We start from the raw sequence: 18,768 nt of genomic DNA, 5'->3' as shown, positions 1-18,768 counted from the left end.
GATCGTTTGATCTGGCCTTTAAAGATCGCAGCCTGCGGAAGCTCCTACACAAGGTATGCCGTTCAGCGCTTTACGGTGAGATCCGTTTGAGTCATGCGGCTGCGCACAGTAAATACGCCATCCCCCGAAAGGATCGCACTGCGCGCAAACAAGCGCCCGCTCTCCCAGTTCGAAAGCCCCAGTTCCGGCTTGTTCAGGGCGTATTGACCATCGACCCAACGGGTGATGCCGTTGCCCACGAACGGCGCGTTGACGGCGTTGTAAAAACGCTCCTGAACGTGCGCACTTTCACTGATCAGCGACACGGTGAATTGCGGGCTATAACGGTTGAACAGCGCAATCGCCTGATCCAGATCTTCAACGATCATCAGGCTGACTTCCGGCGTTTCCTCCCATTCCCACTCGCGACCCAATGCAGATTCCGCCAGTGGTTCGGCCAGCGCTTCAGTCTGATAACCCTCGGCGCGATAAACCTGCACCGTCGCGTTCTGCCATTCGGTCGGCAGGCAATGTTCACTGCCTTCGACGATGTGCAACTTGCAGCCCTGCCCGCGTGCGGTGCCGGCCTGTTGCAACGCATCAAGGAACAGCGGCACCAGTTCAGCAGCACGTTCGCGCTGAATCAGGCAGACATTCAGGGTGTTGCAGACCTTGCGATCCAGCGAGTTGCGCACCACGGCCGCGAAGCGCTGAGCGTCAGCCTCTCGATCGGCAATCAACCACGCACCACCGGTGCCATGCAGGCTGACCGCAGTGCCCGCCTGTTGCGCAATGCTGCCCAACTGACTGACCGCACGCCCCGATCCGCGAGCCACCGCCAGCGACAGGCGCCGATCGGCAAACATCGCCCAACCGGCCGCGTGATTGACGCTCTCCACCAACGACACGGCCCCGACCGGAAGACCCGCTGCTGCCAGCGCCGGGTTCAACGCGTGAGTGACGATGGCTTGCGCCGTGCCCAACGCATCACTGCCAATGCGCAGCACCGCTGTATTGCCGGTGCGCAGTACACCGGCAGCATCGGCAAATACATTCGGGCGACCTTCGAAGACAAACGCGACAATGCCCAGCGGCGAAACCACTTGCTCGACCTTCCAGCCGTCGTGCTCGACGCTGCTTATGACTTTGCCGCGCGTCGGTGGCGCATCACGCCAGGCCCGCAGACCGGCAATCATGTCGCGGCGCATGCGCTCATCGGCGAGCAGCCGTGTGGTGGAGCGCCCGCGTGCCTTGGCGCGCTCGATATCGGTGAGGTTGGCGGCGTCGATCTGCGCCCAGCATTCGGCGGTTTCCAGACGTTGCGCGAACAGATCGAAAAACTGGCTGATCGCCTCGTCCGGCACCGCCGACAATGCGCTAAACGCCGCAGCCGCGCGCTCGATCGCAACAGAAGCCGCTTGTTGATCCACCACCGGAATCAGCAATAACTCGCCACTCACCTGCTCCACCAAAAGGTGGTCACCGGGCTGAAAACGCGCAGCCAGTTCGGGGCTGACCACGGTGACGCGGTTACCAGCGAAAGGGATCGGCGTGCCAGCGACTAGACGTTCGAGCGCAAGAGACATGAAGCGGATTCACCATGCAGAGGGCGGTCGGAAAATGTATAGGATTCTTCGCTGAAATACACCTTCGGCAAACATGACTAACCCTGTGGGCGCCGGCTTGCCAGCGATGAGGCCGGCGCATTCAAAATTGAGGTTGCCTGATTCGTCGCCATCGCTGGCAAGCCAGCGCCCACAGGATTTTTCAGCGTGCGTGCTATAGGGTTAAAACACTGACCAGCCAATCCGCGAACTGAGCATCTCAAGCGCCGCCATCCCCGCCAGCGAATTGCCCGCGGCATTCAGCTCGGGCGACCACACGCACACCGTGAATTGCCCCGGCACTACCGCGACGATCCCGCCGCCGACGCCGCTTTTCCCTGGCAGACCGACGCGATAGGCGAAGTTGCCCGCCTCGTCGTACAGACCGCTGGTGGCCATGATCGAGTTGACCTGCTGAGTCTGGCGCCGAGTCAGAATCTGTTCGCCGCTGTGTTTGCAATAACCGTCATTGGCCAGAAAGCAGAACGCCCGGGCCAGATCGATGCAGTTCATGCGCAGGGCGCAGTGGCTGAAGTAACTGCGAAGCACCGCTTCGACGTCGTTGTGGAAATTGCCGAAGGACTGCATCAGGTAAGCCATCGCCGCATTGCGCGCGCGATGCTGATATTCGGAGTCGGCGACTTTGCCGTCGATCATGATCTGCGGGTTGCCCGACAGACGCCGCACGAAGTCACGCATCGACAGGGTCGGTGCGGCGAAACGCGACTGGTTGATGTCGCAGATCACCAGCGCGCCAGCGTTGATGAACGGGTTGCGTGGGCGCCCACGCTCGAATTCCAGCTGCACCAGTGAGTTGAATGGCTGACCGGACGGCTCATGGCCAAGGCGTTCCCAGATTGCTTCGCCGGAATGATCGATGGCCTGCACCAGGCTGAACACTTTGGAAATACTCTGCACCGAAAACGCCGTTTCGGCGTCGCCAGCGCAATACATCTCGCCATCATTGCCGTACACGGCGATGCCCAATTGATTGGCCGGGACGGTGCCGAGGGCGGGAATATAGTCAGCCACCTTGCCCTGCCCGATCAGCGGCCGGACAGCGTCAAGGATCTCGTTCAACAGCGCTTGCATGCCGGGTTCCGAAGTCTCGCCCCATGGGATTGCGGGGACACAGGGGCTAGACGCTGCGGGCGCGCGTCGGATCACACCGGCAGGGTTCCGGCAGAATGATCTAGGCTCAAGCGTTCAACCCTGCTATCGGAGAGCACCCATGCACCTCGAAGGCTCCTGCCATTGCGGCGAGGTTTCGTTCAGCCTCACCAGTGCCCACCCCTACCCTTATCAACGCTGCTATTGCTCGATCTGCCGCAAGACTCAGGGCGGTGGCGGCTACGCAATCAACCTCGGCGGCGACGCCACGAGCCTCAAGGTTCGTGGACGCAAGCACATCAGAATCTACCACGCACGAATGAAAGACGAAGGCGAAAAACGTGCCCACCGCAGCAGCGCCGAACGGCATTTCTGTTCGCTGTGCGGTACTGGATTGTGGCTGTTCAGCCCGGAGTGGCCAGAGCTGATACACCCATTCGCTTCGGCCATCGACACGCCGTTGCCGGTGCCGCCGGAACACACTCACCTGATGCTGGGCTCGAAAGCATCATGGGTCGAGGTCGACGCCAGGCCCAAGGATCGACAATTCGAGCTTTACCCCGAAGAGTCCATCGCCCAATGGCATGAACGCCTCGGGCTGACCCAATAAATATTTCCGGAAGTCGCCTTTATCCCCTGTGGGAGCCGGCTTGCCGGCGATAGCGGTGAACCCGTCGACATCGCTGTTGCAGATGCCGGCCTCATCGCTGGCAAGCCAGCTCCCACAGGGATGTGTGGTGTAACAGCTGCTGAATAACGCCTCACTTCTGCAAGGTTCGGTGGTGTGCGCTCATCGCGGGAGCAACACAAATCCTGTGGAAGCTGGCTTGCCTGCGATAAGGCCAGTACAGCCAACAGCACTAATCCAGATGCGCCCACGTCATCCGAAACGACGCTCCGCCCCACGGCGAATCGCCGACTTCAACCTGACCGCCATGGGACTGCGATACCCGCCGCACCAGCGCCAGCCCCAATCCAAAACCACCGGTACGCCGATCGCGGCTGGCATCCAGCCGCGAGAACGGTTCGAAAATCTTCTCCCGGCCATGCGCCGGCACGCCTGGCCCGTCGTCGTTGACCTGCACTTCGTAACAGTCCCCGGTGCGCACCAGCGTCACTTCCACGCGCTGCTCGGCATAGCGAATGGCATTGCGCAGCAGGTTGATCACTGCCCGCGCCATGAAACGCGGTTCGATGCGCACCGTGTCGAGCCGGCACTCACCGATCAACAACTGCACCCCCGCTGCTTCCGCCTCCAGCGCCACGCTGCCGACGACGCTGTCGAGCCAATTGGCCGCCTGGATGTTCTCGCGTTTGATCACCGTCGCACCCCGCTCAAGGCTGGCGTAGGTGAGCAGTTCCGAAACCATTTCCTCCAGCTCGCCAAGGTCGGCGTACATGTCGGCAATCAGTTCGCGGTTCTGACTGGCGTCCGGCAGCTGCTTGAGCTGGTCGAGTTCGAACGACAGCCGCGCAATCGGCGTGCGCAGCTCATGGGAGACGGCATTGGTCAGTTCACGCTGATTGGCGATCAAGCCTTCGATGCGCGCCGCCATCAAGTTGAAGTGCTCGGCCAGGTCGCGGATGTTCGAGCGTTTGGACAACTGAATGCGTGCCGACAGATCGTTGTCGCCAAAGCGCTCTGCCGCGAGACGCAGCTTCTCCAGGTCACGCCAGTGCGGGCGCACCCAGAAAAACAGGACGATGCCGATCAACACCGCCAGCATCCCGTAAGCCACGGCGATGTAAAACGGCATCAGGCTCGGTTCCGGCGGGAGTTTGATGCTGAGCAACTGCGACCCGCCGTCGATGTTGCTGATGAACTGGGTGTAGTTGTCGCGGATCACCAGCAGATTCTGCGCCAACTGGGCTTGTTCTTCAGGCGTCAGAGCCAGTTGATCAGCCTCGACCAGTTTCAGTGTCAGACCGTAATGTGGCCGCAAGGTCTCCAGTCGCTGCTCACGATCGGCGCCCTGGCGCCCGCGCAAATGGTCCACCAACGACCACGCCTGACCGCGCACCGCTTCACGGTTGTAAGCCTGCATCTGGTTGTCGAGCAATGCGTTGAAGGTGTGTTCGACCGTCTGCAACGCCAGCACCAGACCGACCGTCATCACCAGAAACAGCCCGAGGAATAACCGCAGCATCTACAACTCCCACGCAAACGGATTGAACAGATAACCTTTGCCCCACACGGTCTTGATGCACACCGGTTCGCGGGGGTTGTCCTTGAGCTTGTTACGCAACTTGCTGATGTAGACGTCGACGCTGCGGTTGAGCCCATCAAAGGCAATACCGCGCATGCGATTGAGGATGTCATCGCGTGACAGCGTATTGCCGGCGGCACTGGCCAGCAGCCACAGCAGCTCGAACTCCATGGTGGTCAGTTCGATGATCTCGCCCGCCAATCGCACTTCGCGGCAACTGCGATCGATGCTCAACTGACCGAATTCAAGGAAATGCACCACACTGCTGTCCGGCACTTGCCGGCGCTGCAAGGCGCGCAATCGGGCCAGCAGCACCGGCGGCTTGATCGGTTTGATCACGTAGTCATCAGCACCGGATTCCAGGCCGAGAATATGATCGAGGTCGTCTTCCTTGGCCGTCAGGATGACAATCGGCGTGTCCGACACACTGCGTATTTCCCGGCACACATGCAGACCGCTCTGCCCGGGCAGCATCAGGTCGAGCACCACGACTTTGGGCCTGAACGCCAGAAAAGCCGCCACGGCCAGATCACCGCGATGCACCGTGCGCACCTCGTAGCCATGTTGTTCGAGGAAGTGGGCGATCAGCGTGGCCAGGCGCTCATCGTCTTCCACCAGCAGGACTTTGCCAAAACCCAGGTTATCCATAACGACCATCTGCCAACCATTTGTAAAGTGGGCGGCATTATGGCGGCAATCAGGGGCAAGACGTTTATCCCAGGCCGCAAAAACCGGCCGCGGGGGCCGGTTTTCGGTGATGTTTCATACTCTTAAGAGTTTTTAACAGTTTCCCTGCAGGAGCTGCCGAAGGTTATACAGCGGCAGGCACGCCGCTGTGGAAGCGGAATTCCGTATCCGGCGATTCGATCAACTCCTGCTCGGCGACGCGAACTCTTTCGATCACCTGCGCAACATCCTTCGCCTCACCATATTGATAAGCCAGTTTCAGATAACCCTGAAAATGCCGAGCCTCGCTTTTCAACAGGCCAAAGTAGAACTTGCCGAGTTCTTCGTCCAAATGCGGCACCAGTGCTTCGAAACGCTCGCAACTGCGCGCTTCGATAAACGCGCCGACCACCAGCGTGTCCACCAGCTTCACCGGCTCGTGGCTGCGCACGACTTTGCGCAGACTCGAAGCGTAACGGCCGGCGTGGAGCTGGCGCAGTTCGATCTTGCGGCGTTTCATCAGGCGCATGACTTGTTCGTGGTGCACCAGTTCTTCCCGGGCCAGACGCGACATCATGTTGATGAGGTCGACGTGGGAATGGTACTTGGCTATCAGGCTAAGCGCGGTGCTGGCAGCCTTGAACTCGCAGTTCTTGTGGTCAATCAGCAGGGTTTCCTGATCGGCCAGTGCGGCCTGGACCCAGGCGTCGGGGGTGCGGCAGCCAAGGAATTCGTGGATTTCGGGAAGGATCATGGGGCTCACGGCAAAAGGTGTTCGAGCGAAGGGCGCCGATTATACCGGCCTGCGGACAGACCACCAGCGGCTGGCGTTGATATGCATCAAGTCGCAGGTGTTCAAGCAGCATCTATAGTTGTGCAACGCCGTGCCTTTTCTTTGTTGGAGACTCCGCTCATGCAAGCCATTCGCAGCATTCTGGTGGTCATCGAACCCGAACATTCGGAAAGCCTGGCGCTCAAGCGCGCCAAACTGATCGCTGGCGTGACCCAGGCCCATTTGCACCTGCTGGTGTGCGACAGGAAGCATGATCACGCCGGCATGCTCAGCGTGCTCAAAACCGCGCTGCTGGCGGACGGTTACAGCGTGACCACCGAACAGGCATGGAACGAGAGCCTGCACGAAACCATCATCGATGTGCAGCAAGCCGAAGGTTGCGGGCTGGTGATCAAACAGCATTTCCCCGACAGCCCGTTGAAAAAAGCACTGCTGACACCCGCCGACTGGAAACTGCTGCGTCACTGCCCTACACCGGTGCTGTTGGTGAAAACCTCAACTTCGTGGAAGGACAAGGTGATTCTGGCGGCGATCGACGTAGGAAATACCGATGGGGAGCATCGGCATCTGCACACGACGATCATCGATCACGGCTATGACATTGCCAGCCTGGCCAAGGCGCACCTGCATGTGATCAGCGCCCACCCGTCGCCGATGCTGTCGGCGGCCGACCCGACGTTGCAGCTCAGCGAAACCATCGCAGCGCGCTATCGCGAGCAATGCCGGGCATTTCAAGCGGAGTTCGATGTTGATGACGCGCACCTGCATATCGAGGAAGGTCCGGCCGATGTGCTGATTCCGTTTATGGCCCACAAGCTGCAAGCGGCGGTTACGGTGATTGGCACAGTGGCGCGTTCCGGATTGTCAGGGGCGTTGATCGGGAATACGGCCGAAGTGATACTGGATGCGCTGGAAAGTGATGTGCTGGTGCTCAAGCCGCAAGAGGTTGAGGATCATCTGGTGGAGTTGGCGGTGAAGCATTGAGTTCTTGTGGTGTTTGTCAGGGCCCCTTCGCGAGCACGCTCGCTCCCACCGGGGAATGCGTTCCCTTGTGGGAGCGAGCTTGCTCGCGAAGCCTCTAGCCGCCGAAGGCGTCTTTGAGAAATCCGGGGGCGATGTAGCGCTCATAGTGCGCTTCCGACAGCAGGAAGAATTCCCGATCAATGGCATCGCGCAATTGCGGCAGACCCCAGTCGCGAAACTCCGGCAGCAATACCATGCCGTAGGCTTCCAGATTAATGATCACCCGCGCGCCACGGGCAATCAGTTGATACGCCCAGCAATATTCCGACTGATGCGGCACGAAGCGGATCTTGCGCTGCTCGAGCTGCTGGCGCAGCCGCGCCGGGTCGAAAATCTCGACCTTGCTCGCCATCACTTGTGACAGCAACTGCTCCAGACGCAGCCACACCGCACGCTTTTCCTCCTCGCCGTAACCATTCCAATTGATCACTTCGTGATGGAAACGCTTGCAGCCACGGCACACCAGATCACCGTAAACAGTGGAGCAGAGGCCGACGCAGGGGGTCTTGATGGTCTGATTGGGCATATAAGGTAGGCAAAGGCACTGAAACGCGGAACAGGTCGGCATGTTAGCCCTTTGTCAGGCATTGATCACCCCTCAAACGTCAGGGGCAAGCACTGGCCCGGCGTTTGGCCCGGCCGCACACAACGCCACCAAAGTCCAATAGAGCCCGACTTACCTTTAAATTTTTTTTGCCGTAGAATCAGCCAGCCTTTTAAGGCGCAAATGTCCGTTAGAAGCTGTTTTCAAAGCGTCACGAGCACAGTCGTTCCTTCAGAGCGGTGTTGGCGACGGGTTTTTCCAGCGGGGAAAAGCCCAACGCCAACCCTCATCAGCTCCCCCTCTGCAGGCGTAAAACTTTGAAAGCAGCTTCTGTAAGGAATGGTCGGTAATTCTGGCTAAGTGGCCCACAACGCCACGCAGCGCATGAGTACGAGCATTTCGCGACGAGCGTCCCGGACACCCATTTGGGACCACTGATGAGGGTAATAACTGTGCTTGAAGCCTACCGCAAACATATCGAAGAGCGTGCAGCACTGGGTATCGTTCCCCAGCCGCTTAACGCCGAACAAACAGCCGGCCTGGTCGAGCTGTTGAAGAATCCTCCGGCTGGCGAAGAAGCTTTTCTCGTTGACCTGATCACCAATCGCATTCCACCCGGTGTGGACGAAGCTGCCTATGTAAAGGCCGGTTTCCTGTCTGCTCTGGCCAAGGGCGAAGTCTCCTCCCCTCTGCTGGACAAGAAGCGCGCTGTAGAACTGCTCGGCACCATGCAGGGCGGCTACAACATCGTGACCCTGGTTGACCTGCTGGACGACGCCGAGCTGGCGCCAGTCGCTGCCGCACAACTCAAGCACACCCTGCTGATGTTCGACGCGTTCCACGACGTGGCCGAAAAAGCCAAGAACGGCAACGTTCACGCCAAAGCCGTGCTGCAATCCTGGGCTGACGGCGAGTGGTTCAAGAACCGCCCGACCCTGGCCGACAAGATCAGCCTGCGCGTGTTCAAGGTAACCGGCGAAACCAACACCGACGACCTGTCCCCGGCTCCAGATGCATGGTCGCGTCCAGACATCCCGCTGCACGCCCTGGCCATGCTGAAAATGGCTCGCGACGGCATCGTTCCTGATCAGCAGGGCGCCATCGGCCCAATGAAGCAGATCGAAGAAATGCGCGGTCAAGGCTTCCCGATCGCCTACGTCGGTGACGTGGTCGGTACCGGTTCGTCGCGTAAATCGGCAACCAACTCGGTGCTGTGGTTCTTCGGCGATGACGTTCCTTACGTGCCGAACAAGCGCGCTGGCGGTTTCTGCTTCGGCAGCAAAATCGCTCCGATCTTCTACAACACCATGGAAGATGCCGGCGCACTGCCAATCGAATTCGACGTTTCCAACATGCACATGGGCGACGTGATCGACCTGTACCCGCATGCTGGCAAAGTCTGTAAACACGGCACCGACGAAGTCCTGACCACCTTCGAAATGAAGACTCCGGTGCTGTTGGACGAAGTTCGCGCTGGCGGCCGTATCCCGCTGATCATCGGCCGTGGCCTGACCGAGAAGGCTCGCGCCGAACTGGGTCTGCCACCGTTCGATCTGTTCAAGAAGCCGGATGCTCCAATTGAAAGCACCAAGGGTTTCACCCTGGCGCAGAAAATGGTCGGCAAGGCTTGCGGTCTGGCAGAAGGCAAAGGCGTTCGTCCTGGCACCTACTGCGAACCGAAGATGACCACCGTAGGTTCTCAGGACACCACCGGTCCAATGACCCGTGACGAACTGAAAGACCTGGCGTGCCTGGGCTTCTCCGCTGATCTGGTGATGCAGTCTTTCTGCCACACCGCGGCTTATCCGAAGCCGATCGACGTGACCACCCACCACACCCTGCCTGACTTCATCATGACCCGCGGCGGCGTTTCCCTGCGTCCGGGCGACGGCATCATCCACTCGTGGCTGAACCGCATGCTGCTGCCGGACACCGTCGGTACCGGTGGTGACTCGCACACCCGTTTCCCGATGGGCATCTCGTTCCCGGCCGGTTCCGGTCTGGTCGCGTTCGCCGCTGCCACCGGCGTCATGCCGCTGGACATGCCGGAATCGATCCTGGTGCGCTTCAAAGGCAAAATGAAACCTGGCATCACCCTGCGTGACCTGGTTCATGCCATTCCTTACTTCGCTATCCAGAACGGTCTGCTGACCGTCGAGAAGAAAGGCAAGAAAAACGCCTTCTCCGGCCGCATCCTGGAAATCGAAGGCCTGGAAGGTCTGACGCTGGAACAGGCTTTCGAGCTGTCCGACGCCTCGGCCGAACGTTCGGCTGCCGGTTGCACCATCAAGCTGTCGAAAGAGTCGATCACCGAGTACCTGAACTCCAACATCACCCTGCTGCGCTGGATGATCGGCGAAGGCTACGGCGATGCACGTACTCTGGAACGTCGCGCACAAGCGATGGAAGCCTGGGTTGCCAACCCTGAGCTGATGGAAGCCGATGCTGACGCCGAATACGCCGAAATCATCGAAATCGACCTGGCCGACATCAGCGAGCCTGTACTGTGCGCGCCGAACGACCCGGACGACGCCCGTCTGCTGTCCAGCGTGGCTGGCGAGAAGATTGACGAAGTGTTCATCGGTTCGTGCATGACCAACATTGGTCACTTCCGCGCTGCCGGTAAACTGCTGGATCAGGTCAAGGGTCAGTTGCCAACCCGTCTGTGGCTCTCGCCGCCGACCAAGATGGACGCTCACCAACTGACCGAAGAAGGCTACTACGGCATCTACGGCAAGGCTGGCGCGCGCATGGAAATGCCAGGCTGCTCGCTGTGCATGGGTAACCAGGCACGTGTAGAGCCGAACAGCACCGTGGTCTCCACGTCGACCCGTAACTTCCCGAACCGTCTGGGCGACGGCGCTAACGTCTACCTGGCCTCGGCCGAGCTGGCGTCGGTTGCTTCGATCCTGGGTCGCCTGCCGACCGTCGAGGAGTACATGGAATACGCTGGCAAGATCGACAGCATGGCGGCCGATATCTACCGTTACCTGTCCTTCGACCAGATCGCCGAGTTCCGTGAAGCTGCTGCGAACGCCAACATCCCGGTCGTTCAAGCCTAACGTTACAACGCCATGAAAAACGCCGCCCATCGTGAGATGAGCGGTTTTTTTTTATGCCTGCAGAAGAGTCGCCCCCTGCTCCGGCCTCATCGCTGGCAAGCCAGCTCCCACAGTGTTCTGCGTGATGCCCACCTATGCGCAAACACCCGCAATCCCTGTGTGAGCTGGCTTGCCAGCGATAGCGGTGTGTCAGTAACCACCCTCTTTGAATGAGCCTCCGCTATCGCGAGCAGGCTCACTCCTACAATGTTTTGCGTGACACCCACCATCGTGCAAACACTGAAATCCCTGTGGGAGCTGGCTTGCCAGCGATAGCGGTGTATCAGGCACCATCCTCTTTCCAGACGTAAAAAAGCCGCTGCACACAGCGTGTGCAGCGGCTTTTCTGTTGATCTTGCTTTACATCGTCAGCTTGTAAACCACCGCCGAAATTGCCACAAGACCCACCACGGTGACAAACACGTTGGACGCTTGCCCACGAAAGCGCGCCATCGCCGGCACTTTGCGGATGGCATACATCGGCATCAGGAACAGGATCGCCGCGATGACCGGGCCACCGATGGTCTCGATCATGCCGAGGATGCTCGGATTCAAAGTTGCCACGATCCAGCACACCACCAGCATGAAAGCCGCCACGATGCGATCCAGCGCCTTGGCGCCGGGACGCTTGCCGCTTTTGATGATCAGACCTTTCAGGCCTTCACTGGCACCGATGTAGTGACCGAGGAACGACTTGGAAATCGCCACGAACGCAATCATGGGTGCTACGAACGCGATGGTCGGGTTGCTGAAGTGGTTGGCCAGGTACGACAGGATCGACAGGTTCTGCTCCTTCGCTTCAGCCAGTTGTGCTGGTGACAGGGTCAGCACGCAGCTGAACACGAAGAACAGCACCATCACCACCATCAGCAGGTGCGCACGACAGAGAATTTGCGAGCTGCGCTCATCGGCGTGGGTGCCGTAACGGCGCTTTTGATCGACCGCAAACGCCGAGATGATCGGCGAATGGTTGAATGAGAACACGATCACCGGAATCGCCAGCCACAGCGTGTGCAGCAGCTCCGATGGCGCGGGGACTTGTGACACGGTGGTGAGGATGCCGCCGTTCCAGTGCGGAATCAGGTACACCGCGAGGAACAGCAGCGCGACGATGAACGGATAGACCAGCAAGCTCATCGCCTTGACGATCGCCTGTTCGCCACAACGCACCACAGCCAGCAAACCCAGGATCAGCACGAACGACAGCAGCGCGCGTGGCGGCGGCATGATGTGCAGTTGATGTTCGAGGAAACTGGCGACCGTGTTGGTCAGGCCAACGCTGTAGATCAGCAGGATCGGGAAGATGGCAAGGAAATACAGCAGTGTGATCAGCGCGCCGGCCTTGATGCCGAAATGCTCTTCGACCACGTCAGTGATGTCGGCGCCTTCGCGACCGGACAGCACAAACCGGGTCAGACCGCGGTGTGCGTAGAACGTCATGGGGAAGGCCAACAGCGAGAGGATCACCAGCGGCCAGAAGCCACCGATCCCTGCATTGATCGGCAAGTACAGGGTGCCGGCGCCGATGGCCGTCCCGAACAGTCCCAACATCCAGGTGGTGTCCTGGCGATTCCAGCTCGAAAGTTCAGCGGGTGCTGCTGCATCAAAGCGCTCTTCGACGCTATTGGCCTGATCATTCATCCGGTCGGATCTCCGCATTCCGGTCACTTGCCACTCGGTCAGGACGCGTCGGAAAAAACCGACAGACATGCTCCGGCCGAAACAGGGGCGCGATTCTCCGTGATAAATGAGCAGAAGCAAAGACTTAGCTGAGGAATGGTTGTGCGGAGCAGATCAGAGGTGTGTCGTTTTTGGGAAATTAGCTGTCGGCGCTGGGTATGAACAGTGTCGTTTTTGAATATACTTTCGCGCCGAAGTCGTTCACTGAGTCGCTTCAGAGCCAACGGAGAACTACCGTGCCGAGGGTCAGCATGACCAATGCAAATAGTGCTCCCATGCTGAACCTGAACAACTCTGAGCGAATTTCCGCCGGGGACAGGTCTGGCACCTTTTCGGCAAGCTCGGCGTCCTCTCGATAAAGACGTTCAATTCTGGCAACGCGTTCTTCCAGGGTCATGATTCATCTCCTTTACGGGTTAACTTAAAACTTCACCAAAAGGCTTAATACACCAGCAAAAGCGGTTAAAACCCCGGTTCCTACCGCGACTGGGTACCAGAATTTTTCTCGCTTTAACTTGCCTTCCGCCGCCATGAGTTTGAGCCTCTCAACAACCAGTTTCCGCGTTTCGTTTTGAAGCTTTTCAAGTTCCAGATTTTCGCGATCGTCCTGAAGCATGCGCCGTCCTTGGCTATTGGCACTGACTGCCCGAGCTATTTTGTGCCCTATGATTTCCTATTCATCACTTACCAGATAGCAGATGAATCCGGCGATTTCGTAGGCAAAATCCGTGAGTTGGGTAGGCGGGCTCATACAAAGTCGCTGCTGAGATTGCGGCGGGCCAACCGCCCTGCCACCGCATGGGTCTACTCCGGCTGCGCCCAGTTATGGAGCACTTGATTGACAGCCGCCCAACACGAGCAGCATGATCGGCCTCATGAACTTTCGCTCGCTGCACCTCACCCGTACCACCACGACCGCCAACGGCGGGTCGTGGTGTTTGCGCCTGAGGTAAAAACCAGCGCAGCAAACCCCAGGCCCCGCCAGCAATGGACGGGGCCTTGTAGTTTCTCCCGTCCGTGCGGCACCAGCTGCCCGCTCGTCACCAAGGAGAAACACCATGTCTGCAGCGCTGTTGATCATTGATATGCAGGTCGGTCTGTTCCACGGCCCGGAAAAACCCCACAAGGGCGAACCGGTTCTCGCCAACATTCAACGCCTGATCAAAAAAGCCCGCCAACTTAACGTGCCAATCTACGCCGTGCGCCACACTGGCCCCCAAGGCTCGCCGATTGCTGCCGACAGTCCATTCTGGCAATTGCTGCCAGCGTTGCACCTGGACGCTGACACCGACATTATCTTCAACAAATCCAGACCCAACGCCTTCCACGGCACCGAACTGGCGCAGCAGCTCAATAGCCGCAATATCGAAGACCTGTACCTCGTCGGCATGAAGACTCAGTTCTGCATTGACGCCACCTGCCGCGCCGCCGCTGACCTGGGCTTCAAACCGGTCATGGTCGCCGACGCCCATACTTGCATGGACACCCCGGCGTTACCCGCCCAAGCCATCATCGAACACCACAACGCAACCCTGGGCGCCACCTTCGCCAGGCTAATCAACAGCATCGACGCAACCTTCTGACGAAGCGCCCGCGCACGCCTCGTTTCAGCTCCTACACTGGCTGAAACGGGGCAGCGCTCAGTCATTGCCAAACCGCTCAGGAATCAGCACTCTGCTACGACTTCGCGACCGAACTGCCATTGTTCAAAGGAGCCGCGCAATGCCCGCCACCGTTCTGGTACTGGTTGAAACCATCAATGACTATCTGCCGATTCTCGAGCATCAGGGCTTTCACCTGATCCTCGCTCCCACGCCGGCCGAACGTGCGCAAGCCATTGCCACCCAAGGCACGCGGATCGATGCCGTGCTGACCCGTGGCCCGTTAGGCCTGACCGCCGATGAAATTGCTGCGCTGCCGGCGTTGAAAATCATCACGGTGATCGGTGCCGGTTACGAACAGGTCGACCTGCAAGCCGCCAGTGATCGTGGCATAACCGTGACCAACGGCGCCGGGGTCAACGCCTCGTCCGTGGCTGATCATGCGATGGCGATGCTGCTGGCGTTGGTGCGCGATATTGCGCGCTGCGATGCCGCTGTGCGTCGGGGTGAATGGCCGAAGATCATGCGTCCATCCCTGTCTGGCAAACGGCTGGGCATTCTTGGCCTCGGTGCGGTGGGCCTGGCGATTGCCAAGCGCGCCAGCCTCGGCTTCGACATGCAGATCAGCTACCACAGCCGCCAATTGCGCAGCGAGGTGCCTTATGCGTTCTGCTCGACCCCGACCGAACTGGCGCGAGCCTCAGACTTCCTGATCGTCGCGACGCCGGGCGGGATCGGCACTCAGCATCTGGTGACGCGTGCGGTGCTCGATGCGCTGGGGCCGAACGGTTTCATCGTCAACATTGCCCGAGCCAGTGTGATCGCCACGGCGGACCTCATCACCGCGCTAGAGCAGCGACGCATAGCCGGCGCTGCGCTGGACGTCTTCGACCATGAACCGCATGTACCGGATGCGCTGAAAGCCCTGAGTAACGTGTTGCTCACGCCTCACGTCGCCGGTCTGTCACCGGAAGCGACCCAAGGCACGGTAGAACTGGTGGGGAAAAACCTGCAGGCGTACTTCTCCGGCCAACCGGTGCTCACACCGATTCAGTTACCGCCGAAAATCAGCAGCCAGCGCGTGCACTAAAGCACGCCAAGCAATGTCCACAAGCGCCGCGATTCAGCATCGGCGCTGATCAATTCACCGAGCAATTCACTCAGTGGTTTGGGTTTCATCCGAACGGGAAAACGGCGGTGCAAGCACGGTATATGAATGGGCAGTTGCTGGAGCCGGAGCAGGGTTTGCCGAGGATGGGCGGCCGTTGGGGGCGGATGGCAAGCCGATATCGCGGGTGCGCTGGTGGTATCAGCGCTGGATGGATCCGCAGCAGGCTTGAGAGCCCCTCACCCTAGCCCTCTCCCGAAGCGAGAGGGGACTGACCGTGGGATATTGGTGAATGACGCCGACGTCGAAGATTCGTTGGGCATCCATAACTGAACTTCGCCAGCTTGCAAAAACAGCTGTGAATCCGTAATCGCCCCTTCGGCACCGCCGTAAAACAGCCATAAATCCATAATCAATTCGGTCGTTCAGGTCGACGTACCACGCAAGACACCTCGGTCGGCCCCCTCTCCCTCCGGGAGAGGGTTGGGGTGAGGGAATCAGGGGGATCATGGGAATCAGGAAAATCAAGGAATCAACATCTGCATCTGCCCCGGCACGACAATCTTGATCACCGCCGCCCAGTTGCACATCAACGTGGACTGGCAGCACGTTGAGCATCGCTGGCGCGGCGCCGAAGCTGCATTGCAATGTGGCGGTGGCACAGACTTGCGGACAGCCCATTTGCAGGCTCCTTTGGCGACACGACATACCCGCTAAACCTTAGCTTGCCGTGGCGCGCCCTGCACATTCCCAAAGGTGATTATCCGGCAACACGCTAACCTATAAGACCGACCCGCGCTTGTGACCGACCGGGCGCACCATTAGATTAGCCAATGATGTCTGGCCTCCAAAATAAGCAGAAGGGATAAGCATGGCGCTTACTGACCAGTCCACCCGTATCCGCTCTGGCGAAGAACTCGATGCCAGCCTGATCGATCCGTATCTCAAGGCACACATTCCGGGCTTGAGCGGCTCCCCGGCGATCAGCCAGTTTCCCGGTGGTGCGTCGAACCTGACTTATCTCCTGGAATACCCGCAGCAGGAGTTCGTCTTGCGCCGGCCGCCGTTCGGCCACAAGGCCAAATCCGCCCACGACATGGGCCGCGAATTCCGCATCCTCAACCAACTGCGAGACGGCTTCCCGTATTGCCCCAAAGCCTATGTGCATTGCACCGACGAATCGGTGATCGGCGCCGAGTTCTACGTGATGGAGCGGGTCAACGGAATTATCCTGCGCTCGGAACTGCCGCCGGAACTGGGCCTCGATTCGGCGAAAACCGAAGCGCTGTGCAAGGGCTTCATCGACCGCTTCGTCGAACTGCACCAGGTCGACTACAACGCTTGCTGCCTGGGCGATCTGGGTAAACCCGAAGGTTACGTGGCCCGCCAGATCAAAGGCTGGAGCGAACGCTACGAAAAAGCCCTGACCCCGGACGCGCCCCACTGGGAAGCGGTCAAAGCCTGGCTCAACGAAAAGATGCCAGCCGATCACCCGACCTCGAGCATCGTCCATAACGACTATCGCTTCGACAACGTCATCCTCGACCCGCAAAACCCGATGCAGATCATCGGCGTACTCGACTGGGAACTGACGACCCTGGGCGATCCGTTGATGGATCTGGGCAACACCCTCGCCTACTGGATCGAAGCCGACGACCCGGCACCGGTGCAACTGATGCGCCGCCAACCGAGCCACGCACCGGGCATGCTGACCCGCCGCGAATTCGTCGACTACTACGCCGAGCGTTCGGGCATCCAGATCGACAATTTCGATTTCTACTACACCTACGGCCTGTTCCGCCTCGCCGGCATCGTGCAGCAGATCTACTACCGCTTCTACCATGGCCAGACCCAGGACAAACGCTTCGCGCAGTTCATTCACATGAACAAACTGCTGGAGCAGATGAGCTTGCAGGTCATCCAGAAATCCAGCCTCTGATCCAGGCCCTCCAACAAGACTTTTCACAAGGGAATCCCATGTCCAAGACTCAGTTGTTCGACCTCGACGGCAAGATCGCTTTCGTCTCCGGCGCCAGCCGTGGCATTGGTGAAGCCATCGCCAAACTGCTGGCCCAGCAAGGCGCCCACGTGATCGTCTCGAGCCGCAAACTCGACGGCTGCCAACATGTCGCCGACGCGATCATCGCCGCTGGCGGCAAAGCCACTGCGGTTGCCTGCCACATCGGCGAAATGGAGCAGATCAGCCAGGTGTTCGCCGGGATCAAGGAACAGTTCGGCCGCCTGGACATTCTGGTCAACAACGCCGCGACCAACCCGCAGTTCTGCAACGTGCTGGACACCGACCTCGGCGCTTTCCAGAAGACCGTCGACGTGAACATTCGCGGCTACTTCTTCATGTCCGTGGAAGCGGGCAAGCTGATGCGCGAAAACGGCGGTGGCAGCATCATCAACGTCGCGTCGATCAACGGTATTTCGCCAGGCGTGTTCCAGGGCATCTATTCGGTGACCAAAGCGGCGGTGATCAACATGACCAAGGTCTTCGCCAAGGAATGCGCGCAATTCGGCATCCGCTGCAACGCCCTGCTGCCGGGTCTGACCGACACCAAGTTCGCCTCGGCACTGGTGAAAAACGACGCGATCCTCAAGCAAGCATTGACGCAGATCCCGCTCAAGCGCGTGGCGGATCCGAGTGAAATGGCGGGGGCTGTGTTGTATCTGGCGAGTGATGCGTCGAGCTACACCACTGGGGTTTCGCTGAACGTGGACGGTGGCTTCCTGTCCTGATCCTCGAGGCAAATAGCTGACCCTGTGGGAGAGAGCCTGCTCGTGAAGAGGCCATGTCAGTCAACCTATTGGTTAACTGAGATACCGCTTTCGCGACCAGGCTCGCTCCCACAAAGCATGTAGTTCATTCATCAAGCAATTTGGGCAATTGCCAGCACAACCCGAGACTTGCGCCCCGCCGGCGTTATTGAGTGACGCAGCGGGTGGTGGTGATATGCCGAGTCACCTGCTCGTCGACATAAGCATCGCCCGCCACCTCAGTGTTCTCGATGACCTGACAAGTACGTTCCGGCGGTGGAGGTGGCGCTACAAGTGGAGGCGGCGGCGGACTGGCACAACCGGCCAACAACGCCACGCAAAAAGCCAATGACAACGGCAAACACACGCGTTTCCCAAGCCTGTTCATAGGACGACCCGCGATAAAAGGGAGACAAACTTCCGCGACCAAACCGCCCACGGAAAACCTGACCACTCATTCTTTATAGACGAGACCTTCGTGAGCGCCAGTAAACCGGTGATATGCGGGGACATTGGCTGTCGATTTTGCGTTGAAATTCGAGAGCGTAAGCCTTAAATCTCCCGTCGTCATTCAAACCGCCATCGCTGG

At 59.3% G+C, this 18,768-nt stretch carries 16 protein-coding genes and 3 pseudogenes; 8 read left to right on the top strand and 11 right to left on the bottom strand.

The features are described 5' to 3' along the window. Window positions 1–62 precede the first annotated feature (62 nt). Window positions 63–1,565, bottom strand: coding sequence for an aldehyde dehydrogenase family protein (locus AB4P91_RS16450; RefSeq protein WP_395603208.1), 1,503 nt, complete (start codon window positions 1,563–1,565; stop codon window positions 63–65). 201 nt (window positions 1,566–1,766) lie between these two features. Beyond that, window positions 1,767–2,675: a glutaminase B gene (glsB, locus tag AB4P91_RS16445; protein ID WP_150592233.1), complete on the bottom strand. Its 909-nt coding sequence runs from the start codon at window positions 2,673–2,675 to the stop codon at window positions 1,767–1,769. A gap of 139 nt (window positions 2,676–2,814) precedes the next feature. On the opposite strand from glsB, the gene AB4P91_RS16440 reads away from it, so the two are divergent. Next, window positions 2,815–3,303 (top strand): GFA family protein, encoded by a 489-nt coding sequence (locus tag AB4P91_RS16440; RefSeq protein WP_395603207.1) that lies wholly within the window; start codon window positions 2,815–2,817, stop codon window positions 3,301–3,303. Between the two features lie 250 nt (window positions 3,304–3,553). Here AB4P91_RS16440 and AB4P91_RS16435 read toward each other — a convergent pair whose 3' ends face one another. From AB4P91_RS16435 to AB4P91_RS16425, 3 genes are all read right to left on the bottom strand, one after another. After that, on the bottom strand, window positions 3,554–4,840 hold the full coding sequence (locus AB4P91_RS16435) for an ATP-binding protein (protein ID WP_395603206.1): 1,287 nt from the start codon (window positions 4,838–4,840) through the stop codon (window positions 3,554–3,556). Further along, a complete protein-coding gene (locus AB4P91_RS16430; protein ID WP_150592585.1) occupies window positions 4,841–5,548 on the bottom strand; it encodes a response regulator in 708 nt (235 codons plus the stop codon). Between the two features lie 163 nt (window positions 5,549–5,711). Beyond that, complete coding sequence (locus AB4P91_RS16425) at window positions 5,712–6,320, bottom strand: tRNA-(ms[2]io[6]A)-hydroxylase (RefSeq protein WP_395603205.1); 609 nt, start codon at window positions 6,318–6,320, stop codon at window positions 5,712–5,714. A 159-nt stretch (window positions 6,321–6,479) separates the two neighbouring features. Between AB4P91_RS16425 and AB4P91_RS16420 the strand changes: the two genes are divergently transcribed. After that, a complete protein-coding gene (locus AB4P91_RS16420) occupies window positions 6,480–7,343 on the top strand; it encodes a universal stress protein (protein ID WP_150592236.1) in 864 nt (287 codons plus the stop codon). Between the two features lie 94 nt (window positions 7,344–7,437). Here the strand turns inward: AB4P91_RS16420 and AB4P91_RS16415 are convergent, their stop codons facing one another. Then, window positions 7,438–7,908, bottom strand: a complete 471-nt coding sequence (locus AB4P91_RS16415; protein ID WP_150597953.1) for a DUF1289 domain-containing protein — start codon at window positions 7,906–7,908, stop codon at window positions 7,438–7,440. A gap of 470 nt (window positions 7,909–8,378) precedes the next feature. Between AB4P91_RS16415 and acnB the strand changes: the two genes are divergently transcribed. Continuing rightward, a complete protein-coding gene (gene acnB, locus AB4P91_RS16410; RefSeq protein WP_042559629.1) occupies window positions 8,379–10,988 on the top strand; it encodes a bifunctional aconitate hydratase 2/2-methylisocitrate dehydratase in 2,610 nt (869 codons plus the stop codon). Between the two features lie 399 nt (window positions 10,989–11,387). Here the strand turns inward: acnB and AB4P91_RS16405 are convergent, their stop codons facing one another. The 3 genes from AB4P91_RS16405 to AB4P91_RS16395 form a co-directional block, all read right to left on the bottom strand. Continuing rightward, window positions 11,388–12,668, bottom strand: a complete 1,281-nt coding sequence (locus tag AB4P91_RS16405) for an HAAAP family serine/threonine permease (RefSeq protein ID WP_150592588.1) — start codon at window positions 12,666–12,668, stop codon at window positions 11,388–11,390. A 253-nt stretch (window positions 12,669–12,921) separates the two neighbouring features. Further along, a complete protein-coding gene (locus tag AB4P91_RS16400) occupies window positions 12,922–13,104 on the bottom strand; it encodes a hypothetical protein (RefSeq protein WP_150597952.1) in 183 nt (60 codons plus the stop codon). A 24-nt stretch (window positions 13,105–13,128) separates the two neighbouring features. Continuing rightward, window positions 13,129–13,323: a hypothetical protein gene (locus AB4P91_RS16395; protein ID WP_395603204.1), complete on the bottom strand. Its 195-nt coding sequence runs from the start codon at window positions 13,321–13,323 to the stop codon at window positions 13,129–13,131. Window positions 13,324–13,765: 442 nt separating this feature from the next. Here AB4P91_RS16395 and AB4P91_RS16390 point away from each other — a divergent pair, with 442 nt between their 5' ends. Both AB4P91_RS16390 and AB4P91_RS16385 read left to right on the top strand, forming a co-directional pair. After that, window positions 13,766–14,290 carry a cysteine hydrolase family protein gene (locus tag AB4P91_RS16390; RefSeq protein ID WP_395603203.1) on the top strand — a complete coding sequence of 175 codons (525 nt, stop codon included), beginning with the start codon at window positions 13,766–13,768 and terminating at the stop codon, window positions 14,288–14,290. A 139-nt stretch (window positions 14,291–14,429) separates the two neighbouring features. Continuing rightward, complete coding sequence (locus tag AB4P91_RS16385; protein WP_395603202.1) at window positions 14,430–15,398, top strand: 2-hydroxyacid dehydrogenase; 969 nt, start codon at window positions 14,430–14,432, stop codon at window positions 15,396–15,398. Here AB4P91_RS16385 and AB4P91_RS16380 read toward each other — a convergent pair. Next, window positions 15,395–15,520: pseudogene (locus AB4P91_RS16380) on the bottom strand (type VI secretion system protein TssA); the annotation flags it as partial. The gene AB4P91_RS16385 and the pseudogene AB4P91_RS16380 overlap by 4 nt on opposite strands. Here AB4P91_RS16380 and AB4P91_RS16375 point away from each other — a divergent pair. Next, a pseudogene (locus AB4P91_RS16375) lies at window positions 15,482–15,648 on the top strand (toxin-antitoxin system YwqK family antitoxin); the annotation flags it as partial. The pseudogenes AB4P91_RS16380 and AB4P91_RS16375 sit on opposite strands and share 39 nt — an antisense overlap. A 368-nt stretch (window positions 15,649–16,016) precedes the next feature. Here the strand turns inward: AB4P91_RS16375 and AB4P91_RS16370 are convergent. After that, window positions 16,017–16,097 (bottom strand): annotated as a pseudogene (locus tag AB4P91_RS16370) (DUF4280 domain-containing protein); the annotation flags it as partial. Window positions 16,098–16,287: 190 nt separating this feature from the next. Between AB4P91_RS16370 and AB4P91_RS16365 the strand changes: the two are divergent. Together AB4P91_RS16365 and AB4P91_RS16360 are read left to right on the top strand one after the other, a co-directional pair. Then, the gene (locus tag AB4P91_RS16365; protein ID WP_395603201.1) at window positions 16,288–17,355 is read left to right on the top strand and encodes a phosphotransferase family protein; all 1,068 of its coding nucleotides are present in this window, start codon (window positions 16,288–16,290) and stop codon (window positions 17,353–17,355) included. Window positions 17,356–17,393: 38 nt separating this feature from the next. Continuing rightward, entirely contained in the window at window positions 17,394–18,161 is a 768-nt protein-coding gene (locus AB4P91_RS16360) for an SDR family oxidoreductase (protein ID WP_042559635.1), read from the top strand. The last annotated feature ends 607 nt before the right edge of the window (window positions 18,162–18,768 follow it).

The organism is Pseudomonas sp. B21128 (assembly GCF_044218865.1).
GTDB lineage: Bacteria > Pseudomonadota > Gammaproteobacteria > Pseudomonadales > Pseudomonadaceae > Aquipseudomonas > Aquipseudomonas iridis.
This window is presented reverse-complemented; position numbering and strand designations above follow the sequence as displayed.